13 protein-coding genes are annotated in these 17207 nt (G+C 67.0%); 7 read left to right on the top strand and 6 right to left on the bottom strand.

What is annotated here, in order from left to right; translation table 11 throughout:
* Positions 1–38: 38 nt before the first annotated feature.
* A complete protein-coding gene (locus WME90_RS02710) occupies positions 39–1022 on the top strand; it encodes an alpha/beta fold hydrolase (RefSeq protein WP_437279481.1) in 984 nt (327 codons plus the stop codon).
* Positions 1019–1732 (top strand): hypothetical protein, encoded by a 714-nt coding sequence (locus WME90_RS02705; RefSeq protein ID WP_437279480.1) that lies wholly within the window; start codon positions 1019–1021, stop codon positions 1730–1732. The genes WME90_RS02710 and WME90_RS02705 overlap by 4 nt, the downstream gene beginning before the upstream one ends.
* Before the next feature lie 1239 nt (positions 1733–2971).
* Here the strand turns inward: WME90_RS02705 and WME90_RS02700 are convergent.
* Both WME90_RS02700 and WME90_RS02695 read right to left on the bottom strand, forming a co-directional pair.
* The gene (locus tag WME90_RS02700; RefSeq protein ID WP_437279479.1) at positions 2972–3373 is read right to left on the bottom strand and encodes a hypothetical protein; all 402 of its coding nucleotides are present in this window, start codon (positions 3371–3373) and stop codon (positions 2972–2974) included.
* 779 nt (positions 3374–4152) lie between these two features.
* A complete protein-coding gene (locus WME90_RS02695; RefSeq protein WP_437279478.1) occupies positions 4153–4551 on the bottom strand; it encodes a hypothetical protein in 399 nt (132 codons plus the stop codon).
* A gap of 37 nt (positions 4552–4588) precedes the next feature.
* Between WME90_RS02695 and WME90_RS02690 the strand changes: the two genes are divergently transcribed.
* Complete coding sequence (locus WME90_RS02690) at positions 4589–5443, top strand: hypothetical protein (protein ID WP_437279477.1); 855 nt, start codon at positions 4589–4591, stop codon at positions 5441–5443.
* A gap of 17 nt (positions 5444–5460) precedes the next feature.
* Here WME90_RS02690 and WME90_RS02685 read toward each other — a convergent pair whose 3' ends face one another.
* From WME90_RS02685 to WME90_RS02675, 3 genes are all read right to left on the bottom strand, one after another.
* The gene (locus WME90_RS02685) at positions 5461–7209 is read right to left on the bottom strand and encodes a CHAT domain-containing protein (RefSeq protein ID WP_437279476.1); all 1749 of its coding nucleotides are present in this window, start codon (positions 7207–7209) and stop codon (positions 5461–5463) included.
* Between the two features lie 145 nt (positions 7210–7354).
* On the bottom strand, positions 7355–8023 hold the full coding sequence (locus tag WME90_RS02680) for a DUF4145 domain-containing protein (RefSeq protein ID WP_437279475.1): 669 nt from the start codon (positions 8021–8023) through the stop codon (positions 7355–7357).
* A gap of 303 nt (positions 8024–8326) precedes the next feature.
* Complete coding sequence (locus tag WME90_RS02675) at positions 8327–9352, bottom strand: DUF4365 domain-containing protein (RefSeq protein ID WP_437279474.1); 1026 nt, start codon at positions 9350–9352, stop codon at positions 8327–8329.
* Between the two features lie 410 nt (positions 9353–9762).
* Between WME90_RS02675 and WME90_RS02670 the strand changes: the two genes are divergently transcribed.
* Complete coding sequence (locus WME90_RS02670) at positions 9763–10713, top strand: integron integrase (protein ID WP_437283551.1); 951 nt, start codon at positions 9763–9765, stop codon at positions 10711–10713.
* 372 nt (positions 10714–11085) lie between these two features.
* On the opposite strand, the gene WME90_RS02665 is transcribed toward WME90_RS02670, so the two are convergent.
* Positions 11086–11364, bottom strand: a complete 279-nt coding sequence (locus tag WME90_RS02665; RefSeq protein ID WP_437279473.1) for a helix-turn-helix domain-containing protein — start codon at positions 11362–11364, stop codon at positions 11086–11088.
* A gap of 168 nt (positions 11365–11532) precedes the next feature.
* Here WME90_RS02665 and WME90_RS02660 point away from each other — a divergent pair, with 168 nt between their 5' ends.
* From WME90_RS02660 to WME90_RS02650, 3 genes are all read left to right on the top strand, one after another.
* Positions 11533–12186 (top strand): sigma-70 family RNA polymerase sigma factor, encoded by a 654-nt coding sequence (locus WME90_RS02660; RefSeq protein ID WP_437279472.1) that lies wholly within the window; start codon positions 11533–11535, stop codon positions 12184–12186.
* On the top strand, positions 12183–12809 hold the full coding sequence (locus WME90_RS02655) for a JAB domain-containing protein (protein WP_437279471.1): 627 nt from the start codon (positions 12183–12185) through the stop codon (positions 12807–12809). The genes WME90_RS02660 and WME90_RS02655 overlap by 4 nt, the downstream gene beginning before the upstream one ends.
* A 116-nt stretch (positions 12810–12925) precedes the next feature.
* On the top strand, positions 12926–17143 hold the full coding sequence (locus WME90_RS02650) for a PAAR-like domain-containing protein (protein ID WP_437279470.1): 4218 nt from the start codon (positions 12926–12928) through the stop codon (positions 17141–17143).
* Positions 17144–17207 lie beyond the last annotated feature (64 nt).

The following is a 17207-nucleotide window of genomic DNA, read 5'->3' as shown; positions in this document are numbered from 1 at the left end:
ACAATGCCGGGGGCGGCCCGGGTTCGTACGCTCCGGCCATGCGCTCCTTCGCCCGCCGCTTTTGTCTCGCTTGCCTCGTGCTCGCCTCGGGCTGCCTGGATCCGGACGCGCCTGGAAACCTCGTCCCAAGGACGGTCGCGGAGGACCACTCGCTACCTCGCTTCACCCTCCGCGACGGCGCCCTCATTCACCTTCGCACGCAAGGGGATCCGAAGAACCCCACCCTCATCACGCTGCACGGCGGCCCCGGCGGCGACATGCGCGGCATGCTCGGCCTCGGCGCGCTCTCCGAGCGGTACTTCGTCGTCCACTGGGATCAGCGAGGCACCGGCCTCTCGGAGCGCGTCCCTTCATCGGACTTCACCGCCGAGACGTACGCGGCGGATCTCCACGAGATCGTCCAGCACTTCTCCCCCGACGCGCCGGTCACGCTGTTCGGGCATTCGTGGGGCGCCATGTACGCGGCCCTCTATATCCAGCGGCACCCCGACCGCGTTGGAGAGGCCGTCCTCAGCGAGCCGGGCTTCCTGAACGCGGCGATCGCGAACGAGACCGAGCTGTTCACGTTCGGCCTCACCGCCGAGGGGCTGAACGATCTCGGTTGGTCGGAGTGGGCCATGAGCCCCGACGGAGACGCGCGCGCAGACTTCCTCCTCTCCTTGGGACAGGGCTGGTCGCAGCCAGGGTATTACGAAGACCCGGACGACCCCGACAACTCCAAGGTTTTCCGCTTGGGCGCGCGCGCGATGCGGGACCTGCAGAGCTCGGCGAAGACGGACGGAGCGTGGGACTTCGATTTCTCTTCCGGTCTGGATCGCTTCTGCAAGCCGGTGACCCTGATCGGAACGACGATCAACACCGTCATCGGGTTCGAGCAACAAGAGCGCCGCCACGCCCCTCTTTTTTGCGACGTCGAGCTCGTCCGCGTCGAAGGCGAGGACCACGGCTGGGTGAACAAGCACCCCGATCGTGTCATGGAGGTCCTGCGCGCCCATCTCGGCGCATACGAGGGGGCGAGATGAGGGCCGTCGCTCTCGCCGCGGCGGTCGCCGCGACGGCGGTCTCCGCGGTCGCGTCGGCCGCGCCCATCAGCGGGTATCAAGGGGAGCAAGAGAACGCGACGCACGTCAATCTCGGGTGGAACTCCGCGCCCGCTCTGGAGCTCGCCTACGGGCGGGCGATCCCGGTGGAGCGGCTCGTGCGCCGCCTCGACCTGGAGCTCGGGCTGACGCTGCCGGTCTTCCTCGTGCCGGCGCTCGACTCCTTCCGCCTGGAGCCGGCGGCGCGCGCGACGCTCTTGCAGCACGGCGGCTGGGGGCTCGCCGGGCGCCTGGGGCTGCCGGTGCAGACGGGCGACAACCAGACGTTCCGGTTCGTGAGCGTGGGCGCGCACCCCGGGCTCGCAGGCGGGTATTTCCAGCGCGGCTGGTTCACCGCGCTGGAGGTGGAGTACACGGCGATCCTGAGCACGTACATCGCGGCGAGCGATCGCGCGCGCGCGACCTACGAGGGTATCCGCGACGGCTTTTATGCGCCCACGGGGGGCTACCTCGACGCGAGCCTCGCGTTCGGGTTGTCGATCGGACCGAGCGTCGAGCTCGGGCTGCGCGCGGGCTATCGCTCCACCCACGGCCTCGAGCCGCCCCCGCTCGTCCCCTTCCGCGCCGAAGTGGGCGTGTCCTACGCGTTCGGAACGTCGGCGGCGGCGCCGCCCCGAGAGATCACGCAGTAGCGCAGCGCACGGGTGGCCCTCCCCCGCTCGCCTGCGACATGGATTCTCGGCCATCGCGAGGCGGACGCGACGTCGAGGGAGACCGTGTGCTCGCGGCGCCACCCGGGCGGCGGCCGCGCTCACGCAGCGAGGACGTCGGAGTAACGACAGGGGGCGTCCAAGGAGAACGCATGAGCGATCCGCTCGGCTGGGACGCCGCCGCGGACAAGCGCCTTGCGGGCGTGCTCGTGCAGGTGAGTTCTGGCCCGCATTTCGCGGCGAAGGCTATCGCGCGCCTCGGCCAGGTCGGCGGCCAGCACCTCCCGGCGCCGTGCCAGCTCCTCCCGGCGCCGTGCCAGCTCCTCCCGGCGCCGTGCCAGCTCCTCCCAGCGCCGTGCCAGCAACCCCGGGACGCGTGCCAGCCCCCGCTGGTACGGCTACCCGAACCTGCTGGTACGCTTCCTCGGACCTGCTGGTACGGCTCCCCGGATCTGCTGGTGCGCTTCCTCGGATCTGCTGGTACGGCTCCCCGGATCTGCTGGTACGCCTCCTCGGATCTGCTGGTACGGCTCCCCGGATCTGCTGGTACGCCTCCTCGGACCTGCTGGTACGGCTCCCCGGATCTGCTGGTACGCCTCCTCGGACCTGCTGGCACGATTCCCGGCCGTCTCGGCGGCGCTGGACGCGCTCTCCGACCCGTTGGCTGCGCTCCACGATCTGCTAAGTTCGCGCCCCGGCCTGCTGGGATGCGCCCCGGGCGCGCCGGCGCAGCCTCCCGGCGTTGATCCGCGCCCCGCGCCAGGCACCGCACGAAGTCGGCGAGCCGCGCCAGGTTCTCCATGGTTCAATCCTCCGGCGGATGCCAACCAGCGATGACCCAGCCTCGCCTGGCTTCCACGAGCTCGGCGCGGTTCAGGCGAACCGCAACGATCGTGGCTCGGCCAGTGGCGTCTTGCCGATGATCAGAGATCCCTCCGTGCTCCAGCAGAAATGATCCGGCCAGACCTGCTGTCGTGGGTCGAAGAGACGCACGACTTCACCGGTGTGCGGGTCGGGAGCAGCGATTCGATTCCCCTTGTGGTCGTTGCACATCGAGCATGCGAGCCAGAGGTTTCCCTTGTAGTAGGTCCGCCCAGCGACTCGGGTATAATGTGTTCGATCTCCATCGGCGTGCCGATGATGCGCGCCGAGGTCAGGCAGTAGCCGCAGCGCTGGCGCGCCTCACTGGCGACCTGCTCGCGCAGCGCCCTCCCGACGTGGCTACGGCTCATGTCCTTGGTGAAGCGCCGAGACGTCATGGCCTCGCTGCTTGAGCAAGGCGGCAGATCGGGAACGCACCAGCATGATCCGCGTGTACTCCTTCATGAGCGTCGCGAGCGCCTCGACGTCCGAAGCGGAGAGCCCCTCGCTCTGGCGCTTGAGGTGCAACGCCTCGAGGTCCGCGGCCTTCTCCGGGGCAAGGCCCTGCCTGGCGGCCCGCCATAGCTCTTCATCACCCAGCAAGTGCAGCGCGGCGATGGCGTCCGCCATGTCGACCGGCAGCTCGTCGGGCTCGTCAGGGAGGGATGTTGTCACCGCGTCGACGAGCTCGGCCTCGACGGTTCGCTGCGTCTTCTGCGCGCGGCGAGCCAGGCGTTCGTACAGCGGCTCGGGCAGGTTCACCGTAACGGCTTGAACGGCCATGTCCTGGTTTACGACGGGCCGTCGCGGCAAGCAAGCTCGGCGCCGCAAGGCACCGACGCGCAGCCGTTCGATCTCCGCTGCTGTGCCACGCTCGGCGCGATCGTCTGCCCAACGTCTCGCGTTCAGCCACGGGCCGGGCTGGCGAGCGAAGCGAGCCTGCCCGAACCGTCGTTCTGCAATGCGGATTTAGACCGGGGGGCGTCGAGACAGCTCAAATGCTCACATCACGACGGATGCACTCGTTGAACGCATCGAGTACCAGTTCACGGCCGCTGGGGCTGAGCGCACAGACTCGTGCGACCAAACCGAGAGCCACAGAAGTCAAAGAGCGCCACCCCAGCACAGAGTTCATCCGTGGTCGTACAAACCAACAGGCGGTGTCCTCCTGTGGCGGCAGCTCATCTGGTGTGCAGATGACGGGCGGTCGAAACCCGCTGTCTCTACACACGGACTCTATGCGTGGCCGCATCGTAGCATTCGCAAGTTGCGTGCAGTTCCAGGCCGCAGAAAATCGAGGCCATGAACGGCCGCTATGGCCACGTGCGCGGCGCCGACGATTGCCTTTGCGGGCACGGCTGCCTGCTTGACGAGGGCCGCGGCAAGCGTCTCCGCTTCCTCGGCTCCTGACAGGACAGCGATCCCCGCCTCCCGTCCACATCTCTCGACGACACTGCAGCCGCACTGGATTGTTCGGTGCCCGGTCAGGATCAGGAAGAACGAATCACGCGACCACCACCGCGGCTTGCGTTCTCCCGTCGTCATCTCGAAGGGCTGCGCGTCTTTCGTCGGCGCGCGGGCTGCCGCCCCGATGCCACCTCGAGGCGCTTCTGAATCGCCGCTTGCGTTTGGCGGGGCAGCGTCGCGAGGTACTCCTCCGACAACGCACGAAGCATCGCGTCCGGCAACGCGAGCACCGCCTGCGCCTCGGTCAGCCCGGCGAGGCGCTGCTCGGGGGCGAGCCCCGCGAGGCGCTGCTCGGGCGCGTACGCCTGCAGCACGTGCTCCGGGGCGAGCCCCGCGAGGCGCTGCTCGGGCGCGTACGCCTGCAGCACCTGCTCCGGGGCGAGCCCCGCGAGGCGCTGCTCGGGCGGTAGCCGCGCAACGAGGCGTGCCAGCGCCTGCTCGAAGCTCTCGACGACCCGCTTTTCGTCCTTCATGTGCCGCTTCCTCTGCCCCGGGAGGGGGGTGTCGAACTTGCTCGACATGCTCCAGGAGCGCCCAGAACACCGCGACCTCCACCGGGGAGAGCGCCGGGATGCCGCCGGGGTCGGCGGCCATCCCAGGGGTCACAGTGTACAGCAGATGCTCGCCCTCGCGAGCGTTGGCGGGCACCGTCTCCACCACCCGCAGCGGGAAGACACCGAGCCGCCCCTCGTGCGTGCCCGGCCCGGTCGGTGTGAGCGTGCAGCCGAGCGACATCAGCGCCTCGGTGAAGCGCGGGGTCAGGCGGGGCGCGAGCACGCGGAGGGCGACCGCGGCGGGAGCTTCGATCTCGGCGACCACGAGGTACTGGAGCGCGTACGCGAGGAGCATGCGCGCGTCGTCGCGCTCGAGCTCGTCGGTCGGCCCCTTGAAGTGCACGAGCGTGTGCTCGGCCAGCTCGCCCACCACGCTCGTGAGCAGGCGCGGCCTGGGTGGGGCTCCGCGACGGCTGCGACGGAGGATGACGATGTCGACGCGGAGCGGCTCGCGGGCCAGCTGGAACTCCGAGATGCACTGGTACCAGCCCTCGGGGAGCACGTGCTCCAGGAGCGCGACGAGCACCGGGTGCCAGGCGGTGTAGACGCGAACACGCCGCTGTCGCTGCGAGGATCGAACCTCGCGCGTCGTCGCCGTGCGGTTGCCCTTCGCCATCAGGAGCAGCGCTACCACGACCGTCGCCGGCCGGCGACTTCGTGGCGTGGCGCGGTGACATCGGCGACGACGTCGCTTTGCCCCGCGGCGTTCCCGCCCGCATCAGGTGTTGGGCGACAACAACCGTCGGCCACGCGCTCTGGCGCCGAACGCCAAATTGAGCGGCGGCGCGAAGCGCCGTCCGATCCAATTTGATGTTGGGCGGCTCTTCGTCATGTGTAGTCAAAAACGTCCTCCGAGTAACCCTCAAGGAAAAAGGCAATCGGATCGTTTGGCCACACAATGTAGTCCGAGCAATTGGACGGATTCACGACAGCGCGGACGTGCTGGTGTCTGCTGCTTTCTCTGCCTGCATTCAAGAACGCTGCGAGTACCTCGACTGTGCGCTCCAGTCCGATTATTGCGGGCACAGTGATTGTGGCCGTGTCGCTGATGGGGGACGGAATGATGTGTATGACGTCCTCGTGTAGGTCCCGAGTACTCTCCAACAGTTCCTGAAGGTTCAGCCTTCCCCTGCGCATTGGATGAAGACCCAACCGGTAAATGACTCCAGCCGCTGAGCCCCGCTCGTAATTGTCGTGGGTGCAGAGTTCCAGGCTCGCGTTGAAGAGTGGACTCGCCCGATGTGGTTCCGGCGCGTAAAGCCAGCCGAAATCTGGTCGGCTGAGCTCAATGCCATACCCGAGTCGGTGCCACTTCCGCGAGAGGCGCTCGGTTACAGGATCATCAGCTGGATCGAGCGGGATCTTTCGTTTGGAGTAGCGGGAACAAAAGCGTCGCAACCCTGGCTCCAAGTCTCGAAGAAATAGCTCAAGACGAGACTCGTCCTGAGGGAGTGGTTGGCGAAATCTTGTGACCCGATTGCGAATGGCCCTTGCTTCCTCAAACTTGAGAATAGTGTGCTCCCTCTGTGGGAAGTATGGTATAAAATGGGGCCAATGTTCGGCGGCAGTGATGATCTGCGAGAACTGGTCAAAAGTGAATCGCGAAAACGCGGCGTGAGCGCCTTTCTGGGCTTTGTGGGTGGCGGACGTAGTGTGGACGGGGTCCACCGACGCATGTGGCGCGAGGGCGCTCAACGGCGAGTACCATTCTTCGTGCGCTGCTCGGAACTCGACGTAAACGAGCGTACGCATCCAGGTTTCAAGCTGCCAGCAGAGTCGAAACAATCGAAGTGCTGACGGGGATACAGACTTAGTGTCATTGCCATCTGCGCCCGCGTCGCGTATGCTCTCCGGCCTAGCCGGCGTCGGTGGAGCAGCGCGAGGGAGCCGCTTTCGGCGCTGAGGTGGTGTACTTGCGTCAGAATCAGATACAGAGACGGGCCGCGGAGGACCAGCCGGCGCCTGAGGAATCGATCCCTGCGCCCCGAGGACGAGGACCACGTTGGCTGCGTCGATCCCAGTCTTCGTGACAAGTCGTGGAACGTCGGAGCGCGGAAGCTTCGCCAGCTTTATCGCGAGTTGTCCCTGCTCAAAGGCTTGCTTCACGGGCCTACCAAATGCGAGCGCCCTGTAGAATGATGCGGCGAAGGCAATCGCGCTTTTATCATCAACGGAGTCGCTCATGCCTATGCAGACGTCGATGTGAGTGGTGATTGCCTGTGCTTGTGCGTCGGAGTAGCAAGCGTTGAGGAACACTACTTGAATGTTGTCCCTCAATGTGCGAAAGAGCTCACGAAGGGTCTTGGTGGCGACGAGCTTTGGACCCCCTCGTGCGCCAACGAGGAATATGCCTGCAGAGGCACCATGGCCGCTAAAGTGAACGATATGTGGCTTGTGGAGGTTCAACAACTGTAGGAGGTCGTCGGGGCGTGCCGCGAGTCCAGGTATCAGCTCGATAGAGTCGCGATGTTCAGCCAGGCGTACCTTCTCCGCGATTGAGCGCGCCTCCTCGTCGAGTGCGAGTTTAGTGGTCCCGGAAGGGTTCGCGGCGAGGAAAAGGATCTTGATTCGGGTCATCTTCTTCAGTGCAACTTTCAATGGTCCGTGACTTCGGCTGCCCGCCCCACGACTGGCTATGAGCCGCTTATTGGGCTGGCGAGCGAAGCGAGCCTGCCCACCACGTCGGCCTCCATCGCTGAGTTGGGCGGCGCCCCCGCTACATCTACCGCTTCGGAGCATGTTTCTTGGAGAGCCCTTTGGCGAGTTGCGCCACCCTCTTACTCCGCCTGTTGATGAGTTCGTCGAGGGCGTGTTCCAGGATCTCGTAGGCGTCAAGGATGTCGCTCTGGCTGATACGCCCTTCATGGCTACCAGTGTTGCCAAGCCACTTCACTGCCATCAGCTGATCTCCGATGGTCGGGTTCGCCTTCTGCAGTTCCTTGATGCGATCGTGCAGGGTGAGTCGCGAGTACTTTCCCGCCTTGTTCCGGCGCTTCTCCGGCACTCCCATCGCGCCGAGCAGATGTTCCAGCGCGACTCGTGCACTGTTTGCGGACGCAGCGGAGTCAGACCAGAATGCCGCGAAGGAGCGGCGGAGCGCTTCACAAACCTCGTCCGGGCACTTCGGCGGCAAAGAGAAGATGTCCGGCATCGGACGAGCGAACATAGGGGTGAAGTAGTTCTCCCAAGTCATGCCTTGATCGGGATCTATCGTCGGGTCCAACCCGCCGGTCCCCATGACAGCGACGTGCGCCTTGCAAGCCTGGTTGCTACACCGCAGCCATGCCGCAAAGGTAAAATCGGTCCACTCGGGATCCCAATCGTCGTTTTCGACCCGCGACGTCACCGACTCGGGCGTCTCCTCATATCTAAGGCTCTTGGGCTCAAGCAACAGGTGCCCTCCGTGACAGCTCGGGCAGGGCCATTCCGGGGCATGCGTGTCAGAGATCTTTGCTGTCCAAAGTCCGCGCTTCATGGTTCATCCGGTTCTATGGGGTCATGTCCTTGGGTCGAATCGCAGGCCAAGCAGATCGGCCGTTGCCAATTTGACGTAACCGGCCATGCGAGGGCGCCCGGCGCGAGGATCCGTCTGGTTCACGGTCCACGTCCCGCCCGCCCAACGCCTTGCCGGTCACCCGCGGGGCGACCGGCCGCGCGTAGCGCGACTGGGCGCACCGTCGGGTGCACCTGCTCGTTAGACATCATTCGTATCAGGTGATGCCGCGGTAATATACTCAATGATGTCCATACTGATTCGCTCGATCTCACTTTCACTCAGGCGAAGCAACTCGGCAATTTCATTGAGCCAAGCAAAATTCCGGCGCAAAAATTCCCCCAGGAGCCCTTCGTCAAGCTTAATCGGGAAAGAGCCGGTGGAATTAGCAGGTGGCAAGGTAACCCAGCTTGCGCCGCACGAGCAGTATATCAACGTGGCGAGGCCGCGCGCGGGCCACACTGGAGTCAAAAAGAAGAACCAGTACTTCCCCAGCAGCTCCGCGTTTCGAACCCATCGAACAACCTCCGGGATCTCCCAGAGTTCCCGAGGGTCATCATCGTAACCCGATATGACGAGTTCAACTTTGCCTTGGGAGGCTCGCGCGAACTCACTGGTCCGCTGAAGCCGCTGGAAGAAGTCTACTACGACTCCTTCGTTATTTTGTTCTATATCAATCCTGTCGGCATTATAAAAAATGAGACTGGATATTCCGATGGCCTTGTTGACAGCCCAGTAGTGCTCTAGCGCTGAGGAATAGTCGCGAGGTGGACCCGCAGCCTCTGCGAGCAGATCGGTGGATTGCGCGTCGAGTGCATTGCTAAACGGAACGCAAAGCTTCCAGCCGGTGTCGGTGGGCTCGATCGCTTCCGCGCGAAATGGAGTCCAGTAGCATTTTTTAGTTCCCGGATCGCACAATACGATAAGCACCGGGACGGGATGGTTCATGAAATAGTTGAGGTGTCGACGCTCGCCATAGTACACGATGCCATCATTCGTCTTGTGTGCGAAATAGGATGGGCCGTGCTTCACCTGAAGCGCCAGACATCTCCCGGTGACGAGTCCGTCCGGGGTGACGAGATCGACGTACCCGTCGATACCGAAATCATGTTCCCCATGGCTACGCCGAAAGATCCAACCGAGCTCCGTGATCGCGGAAGCCACAAGGTTGACCCCGGCTTCGCCGGATCGCGCCGATGACGTCATTTTAGGAAACGGTGCACTCATGGACTTTCCTCTGCTCGATATCTAACGTCGCAATCATCTGTGCCGCGCGACACATCTTCGCGTTTTTGCATGTAGGCTGCGAACCCTGGTGCCCGATCACCGTGTTCTCGCGGATGAGTCGCGGCACCCCGCAGCATATCTAGATATTCCCGCGGATAGGTCGCGATCTTCCGCGGGCTATCTGCGCATCTCCGGAGATAGGCCGCCGCAGCACAACTACGTATCGCCGTTGAGGGGCTTCGGACGGCGACGGTGTGCCGCGAAGCAAGAAGCGTGCATGTGATTGATTGCCTCGGGCGACTGATGTGCATCCCAAATATCCGCTGGCCGCCACAACTCGCGCCCGCCCTGCGCCGATAAGGGTCAATGCGGGTCCGACGAACCGGCCCCGACCACTCGGAACCATCCCCATGACCCTCATCGAAGCCGTACGCGCCACCATACGACGCCTGCATTACTCTCCGCGTACCGAAGAGGCAATTGTCCACTGGATCCGGCAATTCATCCGCTTCCATCACGGCAAGCACCCACGGCAGATGGGCGCGGAAGAGGTCACGGCCTTCCTCAACGATCTTGCGGTCGCGCGCCGCACCGCGGCGTCCACGCAGAACCAAGCGCTGTGCGCGCTCCTCTTCCTTTACAGACGGGTCCTCGACCTGCAGATACCCCGGCTCGAAGCGCTCGAGCGTGCCCGCCGGCCGGAGCACCTCCCCACGGTCCTCTCGCGACAGGACGCGCTCACCTTGCTCGAGCACCTGATCCCACCTTTTCGACTCATCGGCGAGCTCCTCTACGGAAGCGGCCTCCGCCTCCTCGAAGCGCTTTCGATTCGCGTCAAAGACGTCGACCTCGATCGACGGCAAATCATGGTGCGCCGCGGGAAAGGACAGCACGACCGGCCGGCCTTGCTCCCCGCTCGGGCGCGCGACGAGCTGCAGGCCCAGCTCGACGCCGTGGCGCAACGGCACAAGAAGGAGCTCGCGGTTGGCCGCGGCGAGGTCGACCTGCCCCACGCGCTGCGAGCGAAGATGCCAGGAGCAGCCACGAGCCTCGCCTGGCAGTACCTCTTCCCCGCCTCTCGCCCTTGCACCGATCCTGCGACGGGTCGACAGGTCCTCTACCACCTGCGCGAATCGGCGGTGCAAAGGGCCGTGCACGATGCCGGACGGGCGGCGGGGCTCACCAAGCGCGCGACATGCCACATCCTCCGCCACAGCTTCGCGACGCACCTGCTCGAGGCGGGCACCGACATCCGGACGATCCAAACATTGCTCGGCCACAAGGATGTACAGACCACGATGATCTACACCCACATCGTCGACCGCGGTCCTCTCGGCGTGATCAGTCCTCTCGACCGCTGACCGCCGCTTCCGCGTGGAGCGCCTTGAACTCCGATCCCACCCCCACGTGCCGTCCCCACGCATCGTGCAAAGGTAGCGTAGCCGACGGCTGCCCCTTCTTGTCAAGGAGGCCAGCGCAGGACCGTGCGGTCTCTACACCGGACGAAGGCGCGAGCGGGTCCTTAATGCCCTACCCCTCCGAAGCGAAGGAGTGCCCCTGCAACCTCCCGGCCGGTCAGCGACGGGGCTGTTCAGGTTGCCGCAGTTCGCCGAGTTCTCCACCACGCGGGACGGCGTCCGAAGCTGCAACAACGCACGCGCCGGCGATGCGCCAGGTGGAGAAGGGCGCGGATGGCTGCGGGCTGTCGAGGTGCGGATACTGGGGATTGACTGTCAGGTGCCGGCGGGACGTTTGCGCGGTCGACCTCGCTTGATCTCGGGCATCGCGGCGCTGCGGAGAAGAACCCCAGGGGACACATCGAGCGCGTTCGCGAGCCTGACGAGCGTGCCGAGGCTCATGCTCTGCCGCCCAACCTCGATCGCCTGCATCGTCCGCAGCTCGACCCCGGCCGCTTCCGCGAGCTGCTCCTGCGTGATGCCGCGCTGCTGGCGTAGCCGCCGCAGGTTCGCCGCGATGTAGAGCAGGAGGGTATCGAGCGTGAGCGTTCGCACGCCCTTCGCGTACTCGCGCGCCGGGTTCAGAATAATGATCCAGCAGATCGGATTTCATTGACCTGCCGGCTGTCAGTTCGTAACGTGGCGAGACCACAAAAGTGCCGCCCGCGGGTGCTGCTAACACCCCGGGCGGCGTGGCCGAACCCCGCATCCACGAGGTCCGACATGGAAACCGTACGTCTACGCTCTGACCAGGGCCAAGAGATCGATCCGTCCTCCCGTCGCCGTCCCCGTCCCGCTGCTCTCAGCCGGCTCGCCCGCCCGACCAAACCCCTCCGTCACCAGCCCCCTCACCCCGCCGTCTACCTCGACCCCACCGCGCTCCTCGAACAGCGCCCGCTCATCCGCAGCGCGCTGCGCGCTCGCGGCGTCCGCGCCGCGGATCTCGACGACGTCACACAGGAGACCGTGCTCGGCGCCTTTTGCAGCATGCGCGCCGGGCGCTTCCGGCCGTCCCCCGATCAGCCGCCGCGCGACGCGTTGCGCGCCTGGCTGGCCGCGGTCGCCCTGCGGCAGGCGTCGCACCACCGCGACAAGGCGTACCGCCGGCACGAGGTGCCCGCGGTCGATCCCGATCGGCTCGCTCCCCTCGCAGCTCCCTCTCCGGAGGAGCGCATCGTCGCGCGCGGGCTGCTCCGTGCCTTCCACCGTCTCCGCGCGGAGCTCCGCGAGGTCCTGGCGCTCACCGCCGCCGGCCTGACGACGCGCGAGCTCGCGGCGACGCTCGCGATCCCGAGGCCGACGGTGGCCACGCGCCTCCGCCTCGCGCGCCGCCTCTTCTCCCGTTCGCTCACCCGCGCTCGGAGGTGGCCCCGATGAGCGGCGCACCCATCGACGCCCCCGCCGAGACGGCGGCCGAGATCCCGACCGCGACCGAGGCCGGCCTGATCGAGATGGTGCTTGGCATCCCGGCCGTAGGGGCGCGCATCCTTGGCGCGGCCGCCCTGCCGTCCCTCGGTCGCCTCTCTCCGGCGGCCATCGCCGAGCGAACCCAAATCGCGCTCGCGGACGCGACCCGGGTCGCCGCGGCCTTCGAGCTCGGCCGCCGCGCCCACGCCGCGCGGGCTCGCCGAGGCGCGCTCCTCACCGACGCCGCCCGCGTGGCGCGGTACTTCGGCCCGAGGCTCGCTCACCTCGTCCACGAGGAGCTCTGGATCGCGGCGCTCGACAGCCACGGCCGCGCCCGCGAGGCGCGCATGCTCGCCCGCGGCGTCGACGACGCCCTCTACGCGGGCCGCGCGACCATCCTGCGCGCTGCGCTGGACATGGCGGCCGTCGGCTTCGTCCTGGCCCACAACCACCCGAGCGGCGATCCGACGCCGACCGCGGAGGACCACGCGATGACCGAGGAGCTGCGCGATCTCTCCTACGCGCTGAACGTCCCGCTCCAGGCCCACGTCATCGTCACGCCGAGTGGGCGGTACCACGCCGTCCTGGAGTAGCCATCGCGGAGCCATCTCCGCGACCACGTCGAACCGCGGCGACCCGCGTCTTCGTGTCCGCGTCGTGCGGGCCCCGATTGCATTCCCGGCGGAGCGTGGGTGAACCTGCTGTCGCCATGAGCAAGGTCACTGCGCTGGGTCTGGATACCGTGCACGAGGGCTCTGGCCACCAGATGACCGGCATGGCGGTGAGCGTGTGCACGACGCCGGCCGCGCCGAGTCCTCTTCCGATCCCCTACCCGACCATGGGCACGGTGGCCGAAGGGCTCATCGACGCGCCGATGAGGACGACGATCGAAGGAAAGAAGATCCTGACGGTCGGCGCGTGCATGAAGGCGTGTCACGGCAACGAGCCGGGGACGTTGAAGGAGGTATTGAGCCTCAACACGGGCGGCCCCTGCTTCCCGTGGCTCGGCGCGCCGAACGTGCTCATCGAGCTGGGGATGGCCGGGATCACCGGCAGCATGGGGCAGATGAACAAGTCGGTCACCGCCGGCGCCGGGACGAGCGCGAGCGGGGCGGGCGGCGCCGGCGGGGCGGGCGGCGCCGGGGGTGGCAGCAGCGCGGGGGCGCCGGGCGGCGGCGGGCCGAGCGCGCCGGGCGGCGGTGGAGGGGGCGGCGGCGGGCGCAGCCACAAGGGGGCGAAGGCGGGCAAGTCGTCGTCGCCGCCGATGGAGCAATGCACGACCGAGGGGCACCCGGTCGACGTCACCGACGGCGCGGTGGTCGACGCGGCGACGGATATCTCGGTCCCTGGGAAGATCCCGCTCGTATGGGCGCGCCATTATCGCTCGCCGCGCCACGGGGAGCGAGACGCGGCGCTGGGGCCGGGATGGGCTTTTTCATACGATCAGTGGATCGAGGAGGGCGAGCAGGTCCTCGCGCTGCGCGACGGCGAGGGGCGATGGATCTGGTTCGAGAAGGTCGAGCCCGGGGAGAGCACGTTCCACCGGCGCGAGCGGCTGGAGCTGCACCGAGACGGAGCGCGGGAGTACCGGGTTGTGGAGCCCAGGTCGCGGCAGGTGCGGGTGTTCGCGGCGGACGAGGGCTCGGCGAGGGCGCTCCTGCGGGCGATCCGCGATGTGCACGGCAACGAGCTCCGGCTGGACTACGAGCGCGAGCGGCTCGTGCGGGTCGTCGACACCGCAGGGCGAGAGCTCAAGGTGCGGTGGAAGGACGGGCGGATCACGCGTCTGGAGCTGTGGGCAGAGCGGCGGCTCGGGCAGTGGGTGGATTACCGCTATGACCGCGCAGGATGCCTGATCGCTGCGATCGACGCGGTGGGCGGCGTGGAGGGGTACGAGGTCGACGTCCGGCACCGGATGACCGCAACGACGCTGAAGAACGGCGAGCGGTTCTGGTACGCCTACGAGGACCACCACGGGTACCGGTGCCGGAAGACGGGCGGGCGGGACGGGCTGCACGAGGTGGAGCTCCGTCGCGACGCGCGGGCGCAGACGACCGAGATCCGCGGCGAGGAGCCGCGGGTCTACACCTGGAACGCCGACGGCCTCGTGACGCGCGCGGCGTTGCCCGACGGCACCGTGCTGTGGGAGCGGGCGTACGACGAAGACGCGCTCCTCGCCGCGGAGGTGAACGGCGCGGGCGAGGGGGTGCAGCGCTGGTACGACGCGCGGGGCAACCTCATCCGCGAGGTGGACGCGCTCGGCAACGAGACGCGCCGGGAGCACGAGGGAGATCTCGTGGTGCGAGAGATCAGCCCGGAGGGGCTCGTCACTCAGGTGGTGCGCGACGCGCGTGGCGAGGTGAGCGCGGTGCTGCTGCCGACGGGCGAGGCGACCTCGTTCGCGCGCGACGAGCGCGGGCGCGTCACGGGCGTGTACGGGCACGGCACCGGGCAGGAAGGCTTGCTGTTCGGCTACGAGCACGACGAGCAGCACAACGTGATCGCGGAGACGGACGCGCGGGGCGCGCGGACGACGTACGCGCACGACGGGATGGGCCGGCCCGTGTCGCGGACCGACGCGCTGGGGCGGACGACACGCGTGGCGTACGACCCGATGGGGCGGCCGATCCGCGTGGAGCGGCCCGACGGGACGAGGACCGTCGCGACCTACGATCGCATGGGCAACCCGGCGCGCCTGGTCGATGCGCTGGGGCAGACGACGCAGCTCGCGTACGAGGGCACGGGCGTGCTGGCGCAGGTCGTCGAGCCGGGCGGGGGCGTGTGGAGGTTCGCGTACACACGCAAGGAGCGGCTCCGCGTCATCACCAACCCGAAGGGCGAAAGGTACGTCTTTCACTACGACGCCGCGGGCCGGGTGGCGCAGGAGGACACGTTCGACGGGCGCACGCTGCGCTACGGCTACCGCAGCTCGGGGAGGCTCGGGCGCATCGAGCACGCGGCGGACGGGACGTGGCGCGACCTGTTCTACGATCGCGCGGGGAACCTCACGGCCGACGAGACGCCCGATGGGGCGATCGGCTACGCGCGCGACCGGATGGGGCGGCTGCTCGGGGCCGTGCTCGAGGAGTCGAGCGGGCTGCGCATCGAGACGTGGTTCGAGCGCGACCGGTTCGGGCGCGTTGTGTGCGAGCGGCAGGGCGACAAGGCGGTGCGGTACGCCTACGACGCGCGTGGGCGGCGCACCGAGCGGGTGATGCCGGACGGGGCGACGACGCGGTATGCGTACGACGCGCTCGGCGCGCTGAGCGCGGTCGAGCACGACGGGCACCGCGTGGTGTTCGAGCGCGACGTGCGCGGGAGGGAGGTGCAGAGGACGAGCGGCACGGTGGGCGAAGAGGACGCGGCGACCGAGGCGGCGATCGCGGTGCGGAGCGCCTATGACGCGATGGATCGGCTCATCGAGCAGCGCGCGACCGCGCCGGCGCCAGGCGTGCCCAAGGTGCTCGTCACACGGCAGTGGCTCTACGACGCCGGCGGGCGCGTCGAGCGCATCGACGACGCGCGCTGGGGGGCGACGGCGTACCGCCACGACCGCGTTGATAGGCTGCTGTCGGCGCAGCGAGGGACGGTGCGTGAGGTGTTCTCTTACGACCCGGCCGGGTCGATCACGCGCATGCTCCAGGAACTCGCCGGCAAGGATGATCTGGGGTTGCTCGCGCCGGCGCAGCAGGCGCAGGACTGGACGCAGCCGTCGTGGCAGATCGACCCGGGCGGCGTGCTGCGCAGGACCGAGACGGCGGCGTACGAAGTCGACGCGCGCGGGCGGCGCACCGCCAAGGTGGAGCTCGCGCAGTACCGCGCGAGCCACCCGAACGGCGGGTCCGTGAACGAGCAGGACATGACCCGCTACACCTGGGACTGCCGCGACCGACTAAGGGAGGTGCGGCGGTCGGATGGCACCCGGGTCGTCATGGCCTATGACGCCTTTGGGCGGCGGATATGCAAGGAGGTGAGCAGCCAGGCCGCGACGAACCGGCCGCGCAGGGTGGACTTCGTGTGGGATGGGGACGTGCTCGCGGCCGACGTCGACAGCGAGCGGGGGGCGAGGACGTTCGTGCACACGCCGGGGACGTTCGTGCCGCTCCTGCAGCAGCAGGACGGGCGCGTGCTGACGTACGTCAACGACCACCTCGGCACGCCCAAGGAGTTGCTCGATCCGCGCGGGCTCGTCGCCTGGGCCGCCGCGCACTCCGCCTGGGGCAAGGTCACCGAGGAGTGGCGCGATCCGATCAGCGTGCTCAACCACAGGACCACCGTGGAGTCGCCGTTCAGGCTCCTGGGGCAGTACGCCGACGAGGAGACGGGGCTCTGCTATACGCGCTTCCGGTTCTTCGATCCGGAGATCGGGGGGTGGTGCAGCCCGGATCCGCTGGGCATACGTGGCGGCCCGGGACTATTCCGACTTGACGGTAGTCCAACCAGCAGCATCGATCCTTTCGGCTTAAGCAGCTATACGCCAAGCGATGTCAATGCACTTATTGCCGACAGCAATCCAGAGTTCCCGCTGAGTCAGAAAAATGCCGAGAACATCCTAGGGACCGGCCCTACAGGCTCGACCGCAAGGGTTGCTGGCTCTGGCGGTGCAGGAGCTGACGTCACGTTCGAGGATCCGCACGGCAATATTGTTGGGCGCCGAGAGGTGAAGTGCATAGGCGGGAGCTCGCAAGGAGCTTTCAACAAGCAAGTGAGCCATGCTGCAAAAGCTCAAGCCGGCAGCGGCGGAGAAGTATTTGTTCAGGTCAAACAAAGCACAAGCCCCGACGACGCAAGCAGAATGGTCGCCCGCTTTCGAGGCTCACGAACCGCAGACGATCTGGCCAAGTACTCCGGCACCAAGCTCGTTATTACAGACACAGACGGGAACACTTTGTACAGTGGACCATTAAGCTGCAACGGTGGACAATGAGCCGTTACGCGTATCTCACATGCGTCGAGTGCGGTGTCGCCCTGTGGCTCGGAAAGGCGATATA

This window comes from Sorangium sp. So ce375 (assembly GCF_051473855.1).
Classification (GTDB): domain Bacteria; phylum Myxococcota_A; class Polyangia; order Polyangiales; family Polyangiaceae; genus Sorangium.
The sequence above is the reverse complement of the archived record's forward strand: the minus strand, read 5'-3'. Positions and strand labels throughout refer to the sequence as shown.

Excerpts from the sequence above, each read along its gene's own strand:
- WME90_RS02710 (WP_437279481.1), top strand. The coding sequence starts at position 39 with ATGCGCTCCTTCGCCCGCCGCTTTTGTCTCGCTTGCCTCGTGCTCGCC.
- WME90_RS02705 (WP_437279480.1), top strand. The coding sequence starts at position 1,019 with ATGAGGGCCGTCGCTCTCGCCGCGGCGGTCGCCGCGACGGCGGTCTCC.
- WME90_RS02695 (WP_437279478.1), bottom strand. The coding sequence starts at position 4,551 with ATGAAGGACGAAAAGCGGGTCGTCGAGAGCTTCGAGCAGGCGCTGGCA.
- WME90_RS02685 (WP_437279476.1), bottom strand. The coding sequence starts at position 7,209 with ATGACCCGAATCAAGATCCTTTTCCTCGCCGCGAACCCTTCCGGGACC.
- WME90_RS02675 (WP_437279474.1), bottom strand. The coding sequence starts at position 9,352 with ATGAGTGCACCGTTTCCTAAAATGACGTCATCGGCGCGATCCGGCGAA.
- WME90_RS02670 (WP_437283551.1), top strand. The coding sequence starts at position 9,763 with ATGACCCTCATCGAAGCCGTACGCGCCACCATACGACGCCTGCATTAC.
- WME90_RS02660 (WP_437279472.1), top strand. The coding sequence starts at position 11,533 with ATGGAAACCGTACGTCTACGCTCTGACCAGGGCCAAGAGATCGATCCG.
- WME90_RS02655 (WP_437279471.1), top strand. The coding sequence starts at position 12,183 with ATGAGCGGCGCACCCATCGACGCCCCCGCCGAGACGGCGGCCGAGATC.
- WME90_RS02650 (WP_437279470.1), top strand. The coding sequence starts at position 12,926 with ATGAGCAAGGTCACTGCGCTGGGTCTGGATACCGTGCACGAGGGCTCT.